The organism is Micromonospora sp. WMMD1082, from assembly GCF_029626175.1.
Lineage (GTDB): Bacteria > Actinomycetota > Actinomycetes > Mycobacteriales > Micromonosporaceae > Micromonospora.
This window is the reverse complement of the sequence record NZ_JARUBM010000002.1, coordinates 876801-895668: the sequence shown is the minus strand read 5'-3', so window position 1 is coordinate 895668 and position 18868 is coordinate 876801. Positions and strand designations below refer to the sequence as shown.

14 protein-coding genes are annotated in these 18868 nt (G+C 68.7%); 10 read left to right on the top strand and 4 right to left on the bottom strand.

The window, feature by feature from the left end; genetic code table 11:
- Nucleotides 1-26: 26 nt before the first annotated feature.
- From O7615_RS04345 to O7615_RS04300, 10 genes are all read left to right on the top strand, one after another.
- Complete coding sequence (locus O7615_RS04345) at nucleotides 27-548, top strand: SAF domain-containing protein (RefSeq protein ID WP_278175955.1); 522 nt, start codon at nucleotides 27-29, stop codon at nucleotides 546-548.
- An 89-nt stretch (nucleotides 549-637) separates the two neighbouring features.
- Complete coding sequence (locus O7615_RS04340; RefSeq protein ID WP_278175954.1) at nucleotides 638-1351, top strand: ParA family protein; 714 nt, start codon at nucleotides 638-640, stop codon at nucleotides 1349-1351.
- Nucleotides 1338-2873 carry a CpaF/VirB11 family protein gene (locus O7615_RS04335; protein WP_278175953.1) on the top strand — a complete coding sequence of 512 codons (1536 nt, stop codon included), beginning with the start codon at nucleotides 1338-1340 and terminating at the stop codon, nucleotides 2871-2873. The genes O7615_RS04340 and O7615_RS04335 overlap by 14 nt, the downstream gene beginning before the upstream one ends.
- On the top strand, nucleotides 2870-3769 hold the full coding sequence (locus tag O7615_RS04330; protein ID WP_278175951.1) for a type II secretion system F family protein: 900 nt from the start codon (nucleotides 2870-2872) through the stop codon (nucleotides 3767-3769). Before O7615_RS04335 ends, O7615_RS04330 begins: the two co-directional genes overlap by 4 nt.
- Nucleotides 3766-4653 (top strand): type II secretion system F family protein, encoded by an 888-nt coding sequence (locus tag O7615_RS04325; protein WP_028192597.1) that lies wholly within the window; start codon nucleotides 3766-3768, stop codon nucleotides 4651-4653. The genes O7615_RS04330 and O7615_RS04325 overlap by 4 nt, the downstream gene beginning before the upstream one ends.
- A 22-nt stretch (nucleotides 4654-4675) precedes the next feature.
- Nucleotides 4676-4885, top strand: a complete 210-nt coding sequence (locus O7615_RS04320) for a hypothetical protein (RefSeq protein ID WP_018790569.1) — start codon at nucleotides 4676-4678, stop codon at nucleotides 4883-4885.
- Nucleotides 4840-5328: a TadE family protein gene (locus O7615_RS04315; protein ID WP_080644108.1), complete on the top strand. Its 489-nt coding sequence runs from the start codon at nucleotides 4840-4842 to the stop codon at nucleotides 5326-5328. Before O7615_RS04320 ends, O7615_RS04315 begins: the two co-directional genes overlap by 46 nt.
- Nucleotides 5325-5759 carry a TadE/TadG family type IV pilus assembly protein gene (locus O7615_RS04310; RefSeq protein ID WP_018790567.1) on the top strand — a complete coding sequence of 145 codons (435 nt, stop codon included), beginning with the start codon at nucleotides 5325-5327 and terminating at the stop codon, nucleotides 5757-5759. The genes O7615_RS04315 and O7615_RS04310 overlap by 4 nt, the downstream gene beginning before the upstream one ends.
- Nucleotides 5756-6190, top strand: a complete 435-nt coding sequence (locus O7615_RS04305; protein WP_028192598.1) for a pilus assembly protein TadG-related protein — start codon at nucleotides 5756-5758, stop codon at nucleotides 6188-6190. The genes O7615_RS04310 and O7615_RS04305 overlap by 4 nt, the downstream gene beginning before the upstream one ends.
- A 3-nt stretch (nucleotides 6191-6193) precedes the next feature.
- Nucleotides 6194-9448, top strand: coding sequence for a LysM peptidoglycan-binding domain-containing protein (locus tag O7615_RS04300; RefSeq protein ID WP_278175947.1), 3255 nt, complete (start codon nucleotides 6194-6196; stop codon nucleotides 9446-9448).
- A gap of 161 nt (nucleotides 9449-9609) precedes the next feature.
- Here O7615_RS04300 and O7615_RS04295 read toward each other — a convergent pair whose 3' ends face one another.
- Genes O7615_RS04295 through O7615_RS04280 form a run of 4 tightly spaced genes read right to left on the bottom strand, consistent with a single transcriptional unit; the run spans nucleotide 9610 to nucleotide 18812 of the window.
- The gene (locus tag O7615_RS04295; RefSeq protein ID WP_278175946.1) at nucleotides 9610-10812 is read right to left on the bottom strand and encodes a DUF2399 domain-containing protein; all 1203 of its coding nucleotides are present in this window, start codon (nucleotides 10810-10812) and stop codon (nucleotides 9610-9612) included.
- Nucleotides 10809-16058 (bottom strand): SbcC/MukB-like Walker B domain-containing protein, encoded by a 5250-nt coding sequence (locus O7615_RS04290; RefSeq protein WP_278175945.1) that lies wholly within the window; start codon nucleotides 16056-16058, stop codon nucleotides 10809-10811. Before O7615_RS04290 ends, O7615_RS04295 begins: the two co-directional genes overlap by 4 nt.
- On the bottom strand, nucleotides 16042-17352 hold the full coding sequence (locus O7615_RS04285; RefSeq protein WP_278175943.1) for a DUF2398 family protein: 1311 nt from the start codon (nucleotides 17350-17352) through the stop codon (nucleotides 16042-16044). Before O7615_RS04285 ends, O7615_RS04290 begins: the two co-directional genes overlap by 17 nt.
- Nucleotides 17349-18812, bottom strand: coding sequence for a DUF2397 family protein (locus O7615_RS04280; protein WP_278175941.1), 1464 nt, complete (start codon nucleotides 18810-18812; stop codon nucleotides 17349-17351). Before O7615_RS04280 ends, O7615_RS04285 begins: the two co-directional genes overlap by 4 nt.
- Nucleotides 18813-18868: the final 56 nt, after the last annotated feature.

The following is an 18868-nucleotide window of genomic DNA, read 5'->3' as shown; positions in this document are numbered from 1 at the left end:
TCATGGCGGTGTGTGCCCTCGGCGCGGTGGCGCTGTTCGGCTACGTCAGCAGAACCCAGCCGTATCTGGCGGTCGGCAGGGACGTTCCTGTGGGAGCCCAGATCACCGCTGCCGACCTGGTGACCGTGCACCTCAACCCGGATCCGGGAATCGGCGGGGTGCCGGGCGACCGGACCGATCAGGTGATCGGCAAGTACGCCTCGGTGGCGTTGCTGTCCGGCACGTTGCTGAACGCCAATGCCCTGGTCGACAAACCGTTCCCCGCGCCCGGCGAGCAGGTGGTCGGCGTCTCGCTGAAGGCGGGGCAGATGCCGTCCGCGCCGCTGCGGCCAGGAGCGAGTGTGTTGTTGGTGTCCACCGAGGAATCGACCCAGGACAAGCCGGCTGCTGCGGCGCCGACGATCCGGGCCACGGTGGTGCACGTGATCGCGGGGGCACGCGACGGCACCGCCACGGTATCGGTCGCGGTCCGGGAAAGTGACGGACCGGTTGTCGCCCGGCTGGCCGCACAGGGCCGCTTGGTGCTGACCCTGACCTCGGGGAGTTGACGATGGCAGTCATCTGCCTCGCCAGCGCCAAGGGATCGCCTGGGGTGACCACCGCAGGGTTGGCCTTCGCGTTGACCTGGTCGCGGCCGGTGGTGCTCGCCGAGTGCGACCCGGCCGGCGGCGATATCGCGGCCGGTTACCTGCGGCACCTGGAATTGGATGGCGGGCACGGTCTGATGCAGCTCGTCGTGGCCGAGCTGCGAGGGCAGGCCGGCGAGCAGTTCTGGTCTCAACTGGTTGATCTCGACCCGCCGGGGGCGCAGCGGCTGCTCCTGCCGGGTATCGCGACCCCCGCGCAGGCGGCCAGCCTCGATCCCAACTGGTACGGCCTCGCGGGCTTCTTTGCCTCCCTCGAACACCGTGACCCACGGTTCGACGTGATCGCCGACTGCGGCCGGCTCGTTGCCCCACACACGCCGTGGCCGCTGCTCAGCCGCGCCGACCTCGTCCTGCTGGCGGTGAAACCGACGCTGGCCTCACTCTTGCCTGGCCGCGCCGCCGTGCAGACGCTACTCGCGGGTGCCGGTCCGGGCAGCGACGGCCGGATCGGGCTGCTGGTGGTCGGTGACGGCGACTACGACGACCGTGCTGTGTCCCGGCACCTCGGCGTCCCGGTGATCGCCCATCTGCCCCACGATGACCGATCCGCCCGCGTGCTCGCAGAGGGCGGCACGGTCCGCACACGGCGGCCGTTGCTTCGCGCGGCGGCAGCAGCCGAGGGAAAGGTCATGCGTGCCATCACCGGCCGGCGTGACCGCCTTCGCGGCCCAGGAAAGCGGGAGGCCATCCATGCCGACGTTTGAGCACCCACGGTGGCGCGACCCGTCCGATGTGGCTGCCACGATGGAAAGCGCCGCTCGACAGCGACAGAATGGCCACGCCAACGGCAGCCTCGCCGCACTCGTCGCACCACCCCGGCCTCCGGCGCCCGGCCCGTCGCCGAATGAGCCCGACTACGCCATTATCCGGTCGCTCCAGAACGCCGTCAGCGACGAACTGTCGCGCCTGCTGGCCGGGCGTGAGTACGTCAGCGCTTCGGAGCGAGAAGCCGAGGGGCGGCAGATCGCCTCACAGCGCGTCAGCCAGTACGTCGACCAGCAACGAATGAGCGGCACCCCGCTCAGCGGCGACTACGAGCAGCGGCTGCTCGATGGCGTGCTCGCCGCGCTGCTGGGCCTGGGCCGGCTCGACCGGCTGCTGCGTGAGCCCTTCGACACCATCACCATCCTCGGATGCGACGGCGTGCGAGTCGAGCGTCCGGACGGGCGCGTCGACTTCGAGCCCCCCGTAGCTGACAGCGACGAAGAACTCGTGCTGCTCCTCCAGGCCCTGGCGAGGCGGGCGGGTGGCACCGAGCGTGCGCTGACCAAGGACAAGCCGACGCTGAGCATGGAGATGCCCGGCGGTCAGCGGCTCGCGGCGACGTATCTGGTGACGCAGCGGCCGGTCGCGGTCATCCGTAATCACCAGATTCTCAAGGTCACTCTCGACGAGCTGGTCACCCTGGACCAGACGGACGCGAACAAGAGCGCCATGATCGACCCGCTGCTGCGCGATTTCCTTCGTGCGGCGATGCGGGCCGGTCTCAACATCATGGTCGCCGGTGTACCGGGCAGCGGTAAGACCTCTCTTCTGCGGGCGCTGGCGAGCGAGATCCCCGCCGATGAGTGGATGATCGTCATGGAGGAGGCGCGCGAGCTGGGCCTGCACAAGACCGGCCGCCACCCGTGGGCCGTCTCTATGGAGACCCGGGAAGGTCATGGCGAGCGAGGGGCGGACGGCCGACCGGTTGGTGAGATCACCCTTGATGACCTGATTCCGATCGGGTTGCAGCTCAACGCGCGACGGATCATCGTCGGCGAGGTTCGGTCACGCGAGATCGTCGCCATGCTCCAGGCGATGGGTACTACCAACGGTTCCCTGTGCACGATCCACGCCCGCGAGCCAGGTCTGGTTTTCGACCGTGTCGTGGAGTTGGCGCTCAGCCACCGCGACGAGCGGTCCGACCGGAGGGCCTACCTCCAGGTCGCCAACGCTCTTGATCTTGTCGTCTACGTCGGCATGATCGATGAAAGCGCGATCGGGGGCCGCAAGCACCGCTTCGTGTCCCACGTCGTCGAAGTAGGCGGCTTGGTCGAGGACGGCCGGCCCCGGACCACACAGATCTTCGGGCCTGGCCCGGACGGCCGGGCGGTGCCAATGCACCAGCCGGACCGGCTCAAGCAGCACTTCCTTCTTGCCGGCTACGACCCGACGATCCTGACCGCGCACCGCGGGCGGGGTGCCTGGCCGCGCCCTCTGCCTCGGCTGGGGGTGCGGGCGTGAATCCGATCCTCGTCGCCGCGCTAATCGGTGCCGGTCTCGTCGGCAGTCTCGCGCTCGGGATCAGCGCCATCACCGGAACCGGCGAGCGGGACCGTCCGCCGTCGCGGTGGGCGGCGCGTGCCCGCTGGATCTGGTACGGATCCGGGACGACCCTCCAAGCCCAACGCCGGCACCAAGCCTGGGCGCTCGGTGCGCTCGCCGCCGGCGTCCTCGCCTGGATCATCAGTGGGATACCGGTGGCGGCGCCTCTCGTCGCCGTCGCCGTTCCGGGCGTGCCGTGGCTTCTCTCGGCCGGCCGGGAGGAGCAGCGCACGATCGCCCGGGTGGAGGCGGTGGAGGCATGGACTCGCCGCCTGCGGGACGTGGAGGACTCCGGCGTTGGTCTTCAAGAGGCCATCGTGGACACCGCGCAGACAGCCCCCGCCGCCATCGCCGCCGACGTGCAGTTGCTCGCCGCGCGCATCCAAGCCGGCTGGGACGTCGAAGCGGCGCTCTACGCGTTCGCCGAGGCCCTTCGGGATCCGGTCAGCGACCAGGTCGTGGTGGCCCTCGCGTTGCACCTCAGCGACCGGGGTGCCCGGCTGGCCGACGCGCTGACCGGTATCGCGGAGGCCGCGGCCGACGAGGTGGCGATGCGGCGCGAAACAGCTTCCAAACGCTCCCGCGCACGGTTCCAGATCCGTTTCCTCACCGTCGGATCGGTGTTGCTGGTCGGGTTCGGCCTGGCAAGCGGCCAGTACACCGCTCCGTACGCCGAGCCCCGCGGGCAGGTCGTGCTCGCGATCCTCGCGTGCGGCTTCATCGGATGCCTGTGGTGGGCGCGAACGCTGAGCCTGCCGCCGGCCGAGGAGCGCTTCCTCTCCACGAACACAAGCGCCGGAGGGACTTCGTCATGACGCCCACCTGGATCGGCGTCACCGCCGTACTCGGTGCGGGGTTCGGTCTCGCGGCGTTCCTCGCCGTCCACGAACTTCGCCCCGCCAGCCCTGCTCTCGGCCCAGCACTCGCCCGGCTGCAACCACCGACCGACGTGGTGGCTTCCCGGTCGGGCGGGTCGAAGGCCATCGGTCGTCTGGCCGACCGCATGCAGCGGATCATACCCGCCACTGACCTGCGGCTGCTGGGACGAAGCCCCGAGGAATTCGTCACCAGCCTCATCGTCGCAGGGCTTCTCGGGCTCGCCGTGCCGTCGGTCGTGCTCGGCCTGCTGGCGCTCATGGGGCGCGACTTCGGCACCGGCGTCCCGGTCGTCGCAGCGCTCGGTTTCGCCGCGCTGCTCATCGTGATCGTCTACCGGGACGTCGGCCGCAAGGCTGTCGTCGCCAGACGCGAGTGCCGCCGCGCCGTCTGCGCTTTCATCGATCTCGTGGCCTTGCAGCGCGCCGCTGGTCGAGGCACCGAGGAATCCCTCAGCAGAGCGGCGAGCAAGGGCAGCGGCTGGGTGTTCGCACGGATTCGGCAAACGCTGCTGCGGGCCGAACTGTCTGTCTCCGCGCCCTGGGACGGCCTGAAGAAACTCGGAACCGACCTCGGCGTGCCGGAACTGGGCGACCTCGGCGACATCATGCAGGCCGCAGGCGTCACCGGTGCCCAGGTCTACCGGACGCTGCGGGCCCGAGCCACATCCCTACGCGCCCAGATCCGGACCGACGAACTGGCCCGCGCCGAGCTGCGCACCTCGCAACTGGAGATCCCCGGCGCTCTGCTGCTGGTCGTCCTCATGCTGCTGGCCCTCTATCCCTTCGCGGCCCGGCTGCTCGCCGCGCCCACCGTCAACTGACCACGATCAGGAGGTTTCCGCGATGGATGCCACAAGGCCGTCCGCCCAGGCTGGGTACGTTCTGCGTCTACTCGCCGCGCTACGCCACGATGACCGGGGCGAAGTCGTGCCGACCGCGATCATCTACGCGATCGCCGCGGTGATCGCGCTCGCACTGCTGACCGCCGCGTCGGACTACGTGCTCGGATGGATCGGAATCTGGCCGGACGCCGCAGCCCCGGCCGCACCGTGACGCACACCCGTGTCGGGCGCCTGGGCCGGCGGTCACGTTGGCCCAGGCGTCTGGCCGATGACAGGGGCTCGACCAACATCGAGATGGCGATCCTGTTCCCAGTCTTCGTGATGCTGATCCTCCTCGGTGTGCAGGTGGCGCTGGTCTTCTATGGAAGGACGGTGGCCCTAGCCGCCGCCCAGCAGGGCGCCGCCGCCGAGGCGGCCTACGGCGCCGCCGACGGAGCTGGCCAGACACAGGCCAGCGCCTACCTGACCCGTATGGGTGATGCGGTTAATGACTGGGAGATCACCGTTACCCCCGTCGTTGAGGGCGCGCCCGAACCCACCGCAGTACGCGTCACCGTCACCGGCACCACCCTCGGCTGGCTGGGCATGCGGATCCCCATCAGCCAGACCGCCTACAGCCCGATCCAGCGATTCACCACAGAAGACGACTCGTGAAACGGAAACCAGAGAGACAACGCGGCTCAGTCACCATCGAGCTGGCCATCCTGGCACCCAGCCTGCTGCTGGTCGCCGCCTTCGCCATGCTCGTCGGCCGGATCTCCCTGGCAAACGCCGCGCTCGACGCGGCAACGTACTCAGCGGCGCGAACCGCATCGCTCGCCCGCGACGCGACCACCGCACAAAGCCGCGCGGAATCCTCGATCCACACCACACTCGACGCCCAGGGCATCAACTGCCTCAACCTGCTCGTCACGGTCGACACCGGCCAGTTCGCCCGTGACGTCGGCGAACCTGCCAGCGTGACCGTCACTGTCGAATGCCGCGTCGACCTGTCCGCCGGCGCGATGCCAGGCATGCCGACCTCGCGGTGGATCACCGCCGTCTACAGCTCTCCCCTAGATCTTTTTCGAAGTAGGTCCGGATGAATGGACGCCGCTGTGCACACCCCCCGACCGGCCGCGACGCCGGTCGGATCGGGCTGTTCTACGCGATCGTCCTGCCGGGCCTGATCGCCATGATCGGTCTGGCGGGCGACGGCGCCGGGTACGTCCGCACCACCCAGCGCGCCCACAACATCGCCGCCGAAGCCGCGAGGGCGGGCGGCCAGGCGATCCGGCTCCCCGAAGCTATCAACGGCGAGACGAAGGCAGTCGACACCACGAAAGCCATCGACGCCGTCGGGGACTACCTCACCACCGCGGGCATCAGCGAGTGGCAGGCCACCGTCGACGACGACGGCCAACAACTCACCGTCACCGTCACCGTTCACTACGACCCACTCCTGGTCGACGTCCTGCCCGGCGTCACCACGATCCCCGCACACGCAACCGTCACCGCAACCCTGCTGGTGGGATGATCCATGGCCAAACCGGCTCGCAGCACTCCACGCCCACGCCGCCCGCGCGCCGTCGGCCTCACCACCCGCATCACCGCCCAGCTAGGCATCCTGGCCACGCTCGGAGGAATCCCCTACGCCCTCTACGCCCTAGCCGGAAATCCTCTGCCCGACGAGTTGCCGTCCTGGTCCCACCTCGGCGAGTTGCTCACCACCCCCGACGACGGCAGCCTGCTACTCACCGCGATCACCTGGGTCGGATGGATTGGCTGGGCATCCTTCGCCCTCCCGCTGCTCGTGGAGATCATCTGCCACATCTTCCGCTGGCGGCCCCCGCGAATCCTCGGCCTCGCATGGCAGCAACGTCGCGCAGCCGCGCTCGTCGCCGCAGCCCTGTCCATCGGGGCAGCGCCAGCCGTTGCCAGCGCAAACGCGATCACGATGCCGTCCACGCCCCCAGGGATCGCCGCCACACATACCCCCACGACTGCCACCCATGTATCCCTGAATACGACGCTGGCGACCACCACCGTCAGCGAAAAGACCGCCACGGCGAGGCCGACGTACGAAGTGGCGCGCGGGGACTGGCTTTACCACATCGCCGAACGATTCCTCGGCGACGGGGACCGCTACGTCGACATCGCCGCGCTCAACCCGGCCTTCAAGAAGGCCGATCCTCGCTTCCCCGACCACATCGTCGCCGGGCAGGTGCTGAACCTTCCCACCGACGCCACCGACAGCGGCCCTCGGCGCCACGCCACCGGCAAACTGCGCACGCCCCCCACACCGCCAACGGCCGAAGAAGTCCCGCGCGGCGCTCCGTCGCAGCAACCCGCCCCGGCCACACCCACGGTCCCGACGCCACCAACCACGACTCCGGAGCCGTCGTCGACGGCCAGCGCCCTGCCGACATCGGAGGCATCCGTGTCGGCACCACCGGTGCCCACCGAGCCGTCAACGCCCGATCCTGCCCCCACATCAATCGTCGACGACGAGCCGGCCGACGACGCCGACGGAAGAGATTTCGACGTCGCGCTACCCATCACCGCAGCGCTGGCGACCGCCGGCCTCCTTGCCGCACTCCTCCTGGCTCGTCTGACGCAACGCCGACGTCGTCAACGCCAGCACCGCCGGCCCGGCCGCCGAATCCCCACTCCCAACCCCACCATCGAACGGCGTGTCCGAAACGCTGCCCAACCGGTCGACGTCAACCGGCTCGACCACGCTCTACGGACACTGGCCACCGGCCTCCGCGATCACGACCCCGACGACCTGCCCGACCTCGCCGCTGCCTGGCTCTCCGAAGGCGAGGTCCACCTCATGCTCGCCCACGCCAACACCTCCGCGCCCCCACCCTTCCAAGCAGACAGCTCCGCGATGGACTGGATGCTGCCGGCCACGGCCACCCTTCCCGACGTCGAAGACACCCTGGCGCCACTGCCGGTCCTCGTCACCGTCGCATCCCGACCCGGCGGCGACCACCTCCTCATCGACCTCGAACGCACCGGCCTACTCACCATCAGCGGCGAGCCCGAACGCAGCAGGGACCTGATCCGATACGTCGCAGCCGAACTGGCCACCAACCAGTGGAGCGACGACGCCGAAGTGGTGCTCGCGGGCTTCGACCCCGTTGACGTCGACCACCTCCTCGCCATCGGCGGCAACCGGATCACCGCAGCCACCTCCACCGCCAATGCCATCGAGCGCGCCCGACGCCGCGCCGCAGCCAACGCCAAGGCAATGACCGACATCGGCATCACCACCACCTTCGCGGGACGGGTCGCAGACATCGTCGCCGACGCCTGGATGCCGCACGTCCTCCTCATCGCAGACACCACGAACGTCGAAGATCAACTCACCGCCCTCGCGGACGAACTCCGCCTGGCCGGCAGATGCGCCGTCGCGGTCGCCGCCGTCGCCGAAACCCCGACCACCTGGCACGTCGACGTCAGCGCAGACGGCAGCCTGGCCATCGACTGGCTCAGCATCACCAACACCGCCGCCACCCGACTGCCCCGCGACCAACTCGCCCGTCTCGCACCTGTCATGCGCGCCGCCCGCGCTGCCGCACCTATCGACGACCAGCCGGGTGACGAACCCGTTCCAGCCGCGACCGATCCGGATCCATGGGCCGAGGGCACCGACGCACACGGGCACCTCCTCGACGCCGGCAGCGCACCGGATCACGTCGAGGACAACGAACCGGCCGATCCCGACCACCGTGCCGTACACGAAAACCCGACCGGCGCGGACTCGACAGCGGACCAACACGCACAAGAAAGGCGACCGGCCGTGCCCGAATCCGACCGCAGCACCCCGGCGCCCACCCAAGCCGGCACCAACGCGACGCAACCAGTCGACATCGCTGCTCTCACACCGATCACCAACGGAGCGACCGCCCGAACCGCACCCGCAGTCTCGAACCGGTCCCGGGAACCCCATGATCCAACCCTCGATGAGGACCTCGACGCCTGGTATCGACCGGACCCGCACCGCCCGCGAATCGCCATCCTCGGCCCCGTCGACGTCCAAGCGCCCGGCGAGATGCCCGACGAGCGCATCCGCTTCTACTCCGAACTGGTCGTCTACCTAACGCAACGCGGCAGAGCCGGAGCAACCGGCGAACAGATCGACGACGCCCTATGGCCAGAACGTGGCGTCAACGCACGAAGTCGCCGCGTCGCCATCAGCAAGGTACGCCGCTGGCTCGGGGAGACCGCCGAGGGCACCCACTGGCTGCCCCCTAACGCCGGGGCGGACCGGCTCTACCGTCTCACCCCAGGCGTACTCCTCGACTGGCAACTGTTCCGTCGCCTCCGCGCCCGCGGCGAAGCCAGGGGAGCAGCGGGCATCGCAGACCTGCGCCAGGCACTCGAACTCGTCCGAGGCGAACCGCTCGCCGGTGCCGAACTGCCCTACTCGTCCGGCTACCGCAATCCGTACACCTGGCTACCGGGCAGCGACGTCCAACCGCACAACCTCGCCTCCGCTGTGGTAGATACCGCCCACCAACTCGTGGATCTCTATCTCGCTGCGGGAGACACCACCGGCGCCAGATGGGCCGTAGAACGAGCCTGGTTCGCAGATCCCGCCCGCCTCGATGACCATCCCTGGATCGACGCCATGCGAGTAGCACGCGCCGACGGCCGTTCAGCCGAACTTCGCGCGCTCCTCGACGACCTCGTACGCACCCGGGAGGCAGAGGTTCCGGAAGACCTGTCGCCAGACACCTACGGAGCGGTTCATGAGCTGGTTGGCGACCTCTTGAGGGTGGGCTAGCCGGTGCGGCACTCAAGGATCTAGCCATCCAAGCACGGTATAACTACAGGGCCGGCGCCCTCATGCGTTGCCCGGCTGGCCCGCCCAAATCGCGCTCGGCGGACCCAGCCCGGCGCACGCGGCCCGGGGCTTCTCGGACGAAGCTCGACCGATCGAGATGATCAGGCGCGGGCTTCCGCTGATAGGCACCCAGCCTCCGACGCCGAATGGAGTGGATCGGATGGGTCGGGTCCGAGCAGCAGTTCCAGGTAGGGCGCGCTCTCCTGGTAGACAGGGGCGTCGGACTTCTCACCGTCGGGCTGCCCGCGTGCTGGCGTGATGATGTGTGCCCCGAATCGGGTTCGTACGAGCTCAGCGATGTACACGCCGGCGGGGTCTTGGTCTCCGCTGTAGTGGATGGGTACGCCGTCGTCGGCCAATTGTTGAAGGAACTCGTGGTCCACGGCGGACAGGGCTCCTGACGTGCAGGCGAGGGGGCCGCGGTATCCGCGGATGAGGGCTTCCTCGATGACCGACGGGTTCTCGACGACGAGAATCGGTTGGGCTAGCGATATGCGGGGTCGGTGAACGGTGAGGTCGTAGAGGCTTATGTGCAGAGGGCGTCTGGATGCCGCGGCGGCCCCGATGGCCTCGTCCACGGGTCCATCGCCGGTGGCGGCGAGGTTGAGGACGATGACGGTGGCGCTGACCCGATCCGGGTAGATCCCGGCGCGTGCGAGGAGTGCGAATCGGTTGTTCGGCGTAGTGGCTGCGGTCGGCTGGCCGGTGAGTTCGGCGACGAGCATGACTAGTTTGCTGCCCTGGCCGGGCGGGTTGAGGTCGAAGTAGTGGGGATCGCCGGCGCAGTAGAGGGACAGCCTTGGCAGGGGCACCGGCCGCTGCAATGGAATGAGCGAGTGGGCGCGGGCGAGTGCGTTGATGAGGCGCCGGCGGTCCTCGACCGAGGTCTCGGACAGGCCGCCCGATCGCAGGTGCTGCAGGAGTTGGGGTGCGTCGGGCAGTACCGATTGGGCGTAGGCCCACACGTCGGTCTTCATCGCGGCGAGCCGGCGGTTGGGCTGCAGGACATCCGGCATGCCGACCGTGTCGCGCAGAATGTCGGCAAGGTCGATGGCTGGGCCCAGGGCTTCCCGGATTCGGTCGACGGGTACCGAGACCCACCCATCTCGGGAAACCAGCCGGGGGCGGCGGGTCCGGCGCGTCGTGCCGGGGGCATGGGCGAGCCAGCCGTTGATGCGCGCGAGACCGGCAGTGCTCAGTGCGACGCGCACACTCTTGATGGCTGTCAGGTCGCCCGTGATCACCAGCCGGTCTTTGACGGCCTGCCAGAGCGGTCGTACCTCGGGGTCGTGGAGGTCACTCACGGCGCATCACCCGAAGGGTCTGCGGCGCGCGGAGCCGCCTGTCCCGGGATGGAGATGCGGACAGCCTCGGGAAGCCCGGCGCCCCGCCAGACGTAGGGGACGCTGAACCTGGCACCGCTGCCGCTCCTTATGATCTTGTGAATGGCTGTCGTCTCCAGCTGGGGTACAAGCAGTTTTCCCATGGTGGGCAGGGTGGCGAGCACGTCAAGGTCCCAGTTGCGGAGTAGCGCGAGCAGGGTGCGCATGTTGGTCTGGTCCAAGGCTGCGTCGAGTTCGTCGATGAAGGCCATCCGGGGGCCGATGAAGCCAGGTGTGGAGTAGAAGGACTTCACCGCGGCGAGCAGTGGAAGCATGCTGGCCAGGCGCTTCTCGCCGGTGGACAGGGTGTCCAAAGGGTTCTTGCGCTTGGTGATTTCGCGGAACACCTCGTCGGGATGTGCTTCATCCGAGAACGCCTTGTGGGTGACCTCGACGCGCCAGGCAAACCAGGTGCGATAGTCGAAGACCCGCGCGATGCGTTCTGATGCCGATTCGGTCTTGTCCTCGTCCGCCAAGCGCGCGATGAAGAACTCGTACATGTCGTCGAAGTTGCCGTCGACGTTGGCTGCTTGGATGTAGCGCAATGCTTCCAGTGCGATCGGGTCGTCGTGGCGCTCCTCCCAGGCCAGGCGGACACCGACCCGCTCGACGCCGGTGCGTACACCCTTGAGCGTGGCATCGATGGCCTCGACGATCTGCTTGGCCAGGTCGATACGGGCGACGATCTGCGCGCGAAGCTGGGTGAACATGGAGCCCTTGATCTCCGTGCGGAGTTGATCGTCGTAGTCACGTTGAAGGCCGTCCAGTCGACGGCTGATGTCCGCGACTGCCTGCCGGAGTGGCCGAGCCGGGGCCGCGGCGTCGAGCGAGGTGTCACTGTCGGTGAGCACGATGCGGCGTAACCGGCCCGTGCCGAATTCCTCTTCGCTGACATGGCGGCCCATGCGGATGAAGACCTCCGCGACGGGGCGAAGCTCGTTCACCAGCCTGGCCGACTCCCGCTGCAGATGTTCGCGGACGCTCTGCGCCGGGACGCTCGGGGCGAGCCGTTTGGCCACGGCCGTGGCCGCGGCGAGGTCAGTGGGGCGTTCGTAGCTCGGCCCGTCGGTGACGTCTGCGATTAAGCCGTGGTCGAACAGTTCGAGGAGGCGGTCGTACGTCTCGGCGCAACTTTCGCGGGCCTTTTCGAGCTCCGCAGCCAACGTGGTCGCTCGCTCTTCCAGCTTGGCGAGCTGTTTTTCGCTGGCGCGGGCGTCCGCGTCGTGCTTGGCGGCCTGGGTCTTGGCCTCCTGCTGCTTCGCGCCGTTGCGTTCGTAGTCGTCGAGCAGCTGCTGGAAGGTGTGCTCGTGCAGCCGGCGTTCCTCGTTGAGCCTGTGCTGCTCCGCTTTGGCGTGTGCGGTCGTTTCCCTTTCCTTTTCGACGGCTATGGCCGCTCGCTGGGATGCGGCGGTGGCTGCTGCCCGAGCGGCCTGAGCTTGGTCGCGGACGAGGATCAGACGTGCCGCCGCTCCGACCCATGACTCGACGCATTTGGCGAAGCGGCTGACCGCGGCGTTGAACTCCTTCAGGTCGGGTTCTTCCAGCGGGAGCCGGCGTCCGTCCTTGGTCGTTGCGGCTGCTGTGCGTCGCCGGCGTGCCTCGCCGGTGTCGGCTCGGCATCGCTCCAGGTCGCTGCGGGCCGCAGCTTCGGCTGCCGATGCCTGCTCGAAGAGCGTTTCTGCTTCCTGAACTTGCGCGATGGCCTCACGCAGATCGTGCAAGGGCGGCACGGCTTGACGGCTCCGGCGGGCCTGCTCGTCTTGGCGGCGCGCCTGCTCTGCGGCCTCCCGCGCCGTCGCGGCGGCCTTGTCCGCCAGCGTCTTCCTCTCCACCCGGCTTGCCCGGTCCGCCAGTGTCTGGGCGAGGATTTCCGCCTGGCTGCGGCTGGCCTGTAGTTGCTGGACCAGCTTGGCGCAGGCTGTGACTGCCGCAGCGACGATCCCGGAGTCGGTGGGAGCACCCGCCCGCTGGCAGGCTTCCGCGGCGCGGCTGTCCGCGGCCTGCGCCTCATCGTGGCTCTCGCGTGCGCGCACGGCCGCCGACTCGTGGGCGGCCGTCGCGACGGTGAGCGCGGTCTGGGTTTCGGCGAGGGCTGCCCGTTGGGTAAGCAGGTCGGTGAAGTCGGGCAGGACCGCCTCGCGGACTAGAGTTGCGATGCGCTCGTTGACTGCGGTCTCGGCCGCTTGGGCAGTTTGGACGTCCAGGGCAAGCTGTGTGCGCTGGCGGCGGAGCCGCTCCAGAAACCGTTGCCGCTGTTCGGCGCGCGTGGTCGCGCCGATGTACTGCGGCTGCCACGTGGCGGGCGCCGTGGCGGTCGCCCATTCCGTGCGTAGTTGCTCGCCGACGAAAGTTACACCACCAGGGCTGTGGTCCGCGTCGTAGCCGATCTGGCGCAGGATGCTGGTGATTTGCTCGGCGCTGATCGTGTCGGTGGGTTGGGCGATCAGGACGTCCGCGAGGCTGCGACCGCGTGCCGGCCGGCCGGGTTTGAGCAGCACGTCACCGGCGATCGCGTCGACTTCGGGGTCCACCCAGGCGTCGAGGATACCGGCGGTGAGCAGAGCGCCTTCGACGGTGGCCCGTGCACGATCGGACAGGTGCGGCGCGAAGTCGACCAGGGCCCACAGGGGCGCGCCAGTGCGCCCGGTTCGATCGGCGCGCCAGGACGGGGCCTCGGGTGGCAGTTCCTCGGTTTCCGCGTGTGTGATCCTCTCGTCGAGCGCCCGCAATTGCCCTTCAAGGTTTCGTGCTTCGCGCCGGGCGGTTTCGAGCTCTTCCCGCAGTGGTGTCTCGGTGCGGGGACGCGCGACGGTGGCGATGCTGGCCCGGAAGGAGTGCAGGTCGCCGTTTCGGGCGTCCGCCTCTCGGGGGAGCTCGTGCGGTTCCAGGATGAGGACCTGCAACGACGCCGCCCATTCGGTAACCTGCTGTACGAACGCGGCCACTGCGTCGTCGCAACGGGCGAGCTGTTGGGTGTGGCGTTCGCCTGTACGCGCCATCTGCTCGGCTGCTTCCTGGGCAACGCTAGCGTCGGTGCCGGCGCGAGCGTTGAGCTGGCGCGCCGTGGCCAGCGCGTCAGCCGCGTGGCGCAGTGACTCACCACGATCGGTTGCCTCCTGCATGGCCGCATCGCAGTGGGGTAGGGCGTTGAAGGACGAATCGCTACCGATGTCGATCGCGTCGAGAGCGTTGGTCCACCGCGTCGCGTCCTGCGGTGGCGAGGGCAGTCGGGAAATCGTTTCCTTGAGGGCGGTGGTTGCGGACTGAACACCGGTGACCGCTGCCGCCGTGGCTTGCTGCGCCTCGGCCAGGCGCTCGGCGGCCGAGGTGGCGGCCTCTTGCGCTTTGTCGTGCCGCGCGGTGGCCCCTTCGAGGTCGATCCGACGCAGCGCGCCTTCCAACGCCTGGTCCGCCCAGGTGGTGACGGTGTCTGGTTGGATCGGGATCGATGCGATCAGCTGTACCGGTACCGGGCCGAGGACCGGACCGTGCTGTTCGCTGAAGGCCCGCAGCGCCAGCAGCGCTTCTTCGTGGTGGCCGGTGACCTGCTCCTGGCGTGCGCCGAGCTCGCGTTCCGCGGCGCTCAGCTCGTCGACGGCGGAGGCGTGTCTGGTGCTGGCCTGCGCCTCGATGCCCTCACAAACTGCGAGGTGGGCGATGGCGGTGCGTACCTGGCCAATGACTGTGTCACGGTGATGGAGCCAGGTCTTCACCGGTTCGGCCAGACCGGGTAGGTCTGCCTCGCCGACGGCATGGGGTTGCGCCAGGTCAGCTGTTACGGCGTCGGTCGTCGTCTGGAACGGCTCGCAGAAGGCTTCTGCGCTCACCTGGGTCGCATGGTCGCGCAGCAAAGCCATGACACCGGTGAGGTGACGAGCCGCCTTGTCGAAGGCTTCGGAGGCTTTGCGCTCCTCGCCCCGGGCGTCATCGGCTTCGCCGCGTCGCTCGGCGGCGGTGGCGGCGGCGAGTTCGGCGGTTTTGTGGGCGGCTTCGACTGCGGCGGCAAGTTCGGGCAGATGGCTGCCGGGGTGCCCCTCAGTACGGCGTCGCAGCAGCTCGCCGGTGATCCTCAGCTCCTCCAGGTGCTGCTCGGCGTCGCGTTTGGCTTGGGTGGCTTGGCTGAGCCGGCGTTGATGGTCCGCTGTATCACGAGCCAGTTTGCCCGTGGCGTGCTCGACCCGTTGCACGTCGTCGTGCGCGGCGAGCAGCGCGTGAGCGGTGGCGCCGGCGGCGGTGTCGGCGTAGCGGCCGTAGGCTTTTGACAGCTTGTTCAGCAGGTCGTGTTCACGTTTGGCGTTGTTGACCTTTTCGAGCAGGTCGTTGGACTGGGCGAGGTTCTTCGCCAGCAGCTCAACGTATTCGGTCGAGAGTGCGGGCAGGGCCGACGTGAGGGTGGCGTGCATCTCGTCGGGGGTCATGCGGTCGTTGACCCGCACACTGCGGAGGGCCCGCAGCACGGTGGTCAACGCCGTCATCTGGTCCCGGTCGGTGCCGGGGAACAGTTCTACCCGGACGGCATCGGCGTACGCGGCCTCGTCGTTGACCGCGGCGCCGTGCCGGCTCGCGGCTCGCTGCAACCGGTCCTGGCTCGTGAAGATTTGCCCTTCACAGGTGGCCAGCTGTTGGCATAATCCGTCGATGTCAATCGGCGCGCCGTCTGCGTGCAGGTGAAGGTCGGCGCCGACCCGGGCCGGCGTGACGAACCACGCCCGCTCCAGCCCGTCGGACTTCTGGCCTCGCCAGCGGATCCACAGGCCCAGGGTCATCCACCGCAGGTCTCCCTCGGGGGTGCGGAATCCGAACTCCAGCCACCAGGCGCCGGTCTTCTCCCTGCCCGGTGTTCGATTGTGGTGACGGTCGGCGAGGTTCCCTGCACCGCGTTGCGCCATGGACAGGGCAGAGGTGCGGGTGTCCCCGTCGATCATGGTGGGGAACCATTGGCCGCTGGTCAGCGATTTGCCGGAGCCGTTGGGGCCGACCAGCGCGCTCCAACCGTTGCAGAACAGGAACTGCTCGTCGACCCATGCCCAGGAGTTCACGACGCCGGCCCGTACGGGCTGCCAGCGTCCCACCGCAGCGGGTACGGCGTCGACGGTGAGGGCGTGGGTGGCGCCGGCACCGGTGTCGAAGAGCGTGATGTCGGCACGGTGGTCACCGGGGTTGGTCACGGTTGCCGTCCTGATGGTCGAAGAGGCTGTCGGCGAGGGGTGGTTCGTCGTGCTGTTCGGCGGCGGTGACCCGCACCCGCCAGTACGCGTGCGCGCTGGTTGCGGTCCACATGGGGGGATGGTGGCTGGTCTGGGTCAACACGCCGGCGGCGACCAGGGTGGCGAGCGCCTCTCTGGTGAGGGTCTTAAGCGTCGCGGTAGACCGGTAGGACTTAGCCCACTCCGGGTTGTTGGCCTTGGCCTCGCCGATGACGGCCTGGCATGCCTCCTCGCTCACGGCTGCGGTTGCCTCGTTGCTGTTGAGCCACCGCACGAGAAGGAGTGCTGCCTGGCCGGTGATGGACCGTGGTTGGGGGAATTCGAGATCAGTGCTGCGGCCACCTGGGTCGACGGTAAGCCACAGGTCTCGACGGACAACGCAGGTCATCCCGGCGGTCAGCGCGGCGTGCAGCGCTTGTCTGCGTCCGCCGGGCGAGGCCAGGTATCGGGCCTCGCTGCCCTCGCCGTCGAGTACGACGACCGCGTCGTCGATCACAGCGCGAAGGGCGCGGTGACGACGCTGGAGGTCTCGTTGGCTTTCCGAGGCGTGCTCGGGAAGGTCGGACTGGTCCTCGCACAGCTTCGGGATGTGGGTGTGTGGCTGGCTGATGTCGATCTGCAGCTGCGAGATCGCGGGTGCCGCGAGCAAGTCGTTGAGCCGTTCAGGGTTGCAGGTGATCACCACGTCGTTGGCGACTGTTGTCCCGGCGGAGGCCAGCGGGCCGTCGCTGGTGATGATCCGCCACTCCTGCAGGAGCATGAGTGCGTCCACGAAAGCGCGGCGATGCTGTTCGGCACGCGCACGTGGCTCGCCCGCCTGGGTGACGACGTTGAACGCCGGCAACTCGCCGCGGCTGGACTCGGCGGCGCACGTGCGGATCACTTCGCGTTGCAGGTCGCCGAACGTGATCTCCGGGCGGCGCCACAGCTGCTCGGCGGCCAGGCAGAGCAGGGTTAGGACCAGCACCGATGGTTTGCCTCCCTGCTCGCTGGGCACAGGATTTCGGTCCATTGGCGGACGGTCACGACGTTTGAACAGCCGGACGTACCGGCCGAAGGCCGAGATCTTGAGCCGCCATCCGAGCGTCGTCTGGAACCATCGCCGGAGTTCGTTCTCCTGCAGGCGGGCCCGCCGGTAGAGGTCTGGTTCGGCTTCCTCGGTGAGGAATGGTTTGCGTAGCACCGCCGAGATGACCGGAGTCAGCTCGGCGAGCGTGTCGTCGTCGTCGATGAGGACGTGTTCCAGGTCCGTCATCGGCCCGCCTGTGCCAGCGGCGCACCAACCGCCGAGATCTCGATCCGCATGTCGGGCGTTGTCAGGGTTCCCTCGGCGGTCGGGATGGTGACCACCCGGCCGGGGTCCCCGGGTGTGAGCCGCATGCGGCAGCGCAGCGTGAGCGCCTCCCCGTAGCCCAGATCGGCGTCGTAGCTGTCCATCGCCTCTTCGAGCAGTTCGACCAGAACCAGCAGATGCGCGCCGTCGATGCCGGCGAAGTGCGTCAGGCTTACCACGCCGGGCGTGACCAGGCCAGCCGACAACTCCGCTAGCCGCGTCAGTTCCGCCATCGCGGCGTGCTCCTCCGCCTGGCGTGACAGCGTCAGATTTTCCATCCGGCGGGGTGAGCGAGGCGCCGGCGCGCTGTTGGCGCGGCTTCGCACGCTCACAACTACCTCGGTACCGGGTGCGCCGGCGGTCATGGCGGCGGGGAGGACGTCGTCATCGTCGACTTGGGCCTGCGGGTGCTGGGCCGCCCAGATACCGGTCGCCGCGGTGAACACGCCGTACGCATGTGCCGTGGACTCCTGTGCGTGGATCATCCGGGCCAGTTCGTGGAAATCAGCTGCCAGGTCGCTGGTTCGGTTGGACGCGTAGTAGCGACGCGTGATGGCTGACAGCAGCGCGTCGATCGCATAGAGGGCGGAGTCGATGATTCTGTCGATGTTGCCGCCGGGGGTGAACCAGGCGTCGAGGCTCTCCAGGTCCGCGACGGCGTCGTCGATCCAGGCCGCCGTGTCACCAACCGCTACCGCCCCGGCACCCGGGGCGGCGGCTTCGGCGATGACGGCGTAACCGGTGGTACGGACGTCTTGGAGGCTGCGCCGCAACGGTGCGAGCGCTGCCTGGGTGTGCTGAACGAACTGCCGCAGCACGAGCATGATCCGGGTGCGGCTCTCGCCGAACACCTCGTCGTCGGTGACGTCGTGCTGGTTCAGCATGCGCATCGCCTCGTAGTAGTCGCCGGCGGCGTTGAGTAGCTGGCCGATGTGCGAGCGCACGGTGGCGATGTCCAGCGCGACCCGCATCGGCTCTTGGTCGAGGTGAACGAGGAGCTGGCGCAGGGTGTCCTGGATGGAATCGATCAGCCGTGGCGGCAGGGCGAGGACCCGATCGAGGTCATTGATCGCGTCCCGGACCGAGCGGACGATGATCCGACCCTTCTTGCTCAGCGACCACGCCTCCTGACGGCGGTGGCCGTCGCGCAGGTCTTCTCTGGCGGCGGTCGGGCTCAAAAACGGAAGGACGAGCCTCATCTGGACCAACTCGTCCAGTCGGGACCGCAGCAGTTCGGTCGGCAACGGGTCGCCGTATCCGTCCCGCGTCATCTGCTCGGCGATGTCCCGCATGGTCGACATCGGCGCCGTGCCGCTGAGCCGCAGCAGGGCAGACAGGACAGCGGCGTAGTCCTCGCGCGCGTTGCCGAGCGGCTCGCCCACGAAACGCCACATATCTGGCTCAATGCCTCGCCACCAGTCGGTTCTCATGATCCTCC

What these genes read in the sequence shown, in the direction of transcription:
- O7615_RS04335 (WP_278175953.1), top strand. Translation starts at nt 1,338, where the DNA reads ATGCCGACGTTTGAGCACCCACGGTGGCGCGACCCGTCCGATGTGGCT.
- O7615_RS04325 (WP_028192597.1), top strand. Translation starts at nt 3,766, where the DNA reads ATGACGCCCACCTGGATCGGCGTCACCGCCGTACTCGGTGCGGGGTTC.
- O7615_RS04320 (WP_018790569.1), top strand. Translation starts at nt 4,676, where the DNA reads ATGGATGCCACAAGGCCGTCCGCCCAGGCTGGGTACGTTCTGCGTCTA.
- O7615_RS04315 (WP_080644108.1), top strand. Translation starts at nt 4,840, where the DNA reads ATGGATCGGAATCTGGCCGGACGCCGCAGCCCCGGCCGCACCGTGACG.
- O7615_RS04305 (WP_028192598.1), top strand. Translation starts at nt 5,756, where the DNA reads ATGAATGGACGCCGCTGTGCACACCCCCCGACCGGCCGCGACGCCGGT.
- O7615_RS04300 (WP_278175947.1), top strand. Translation starts at nt 6,194, where the DNA reads ATGGCCAAACCGGCTCGCAGCACTCCACGCCCACGCCGCCCGCGCGCC.
- O7615_RS04285 (WP_278175943.1), bottom strand. Translation starts at nt 17,352, where the DNA reads ATGACGGACCTGGAACACGTCCTCATCGACGACGACGACACGCTCGCC.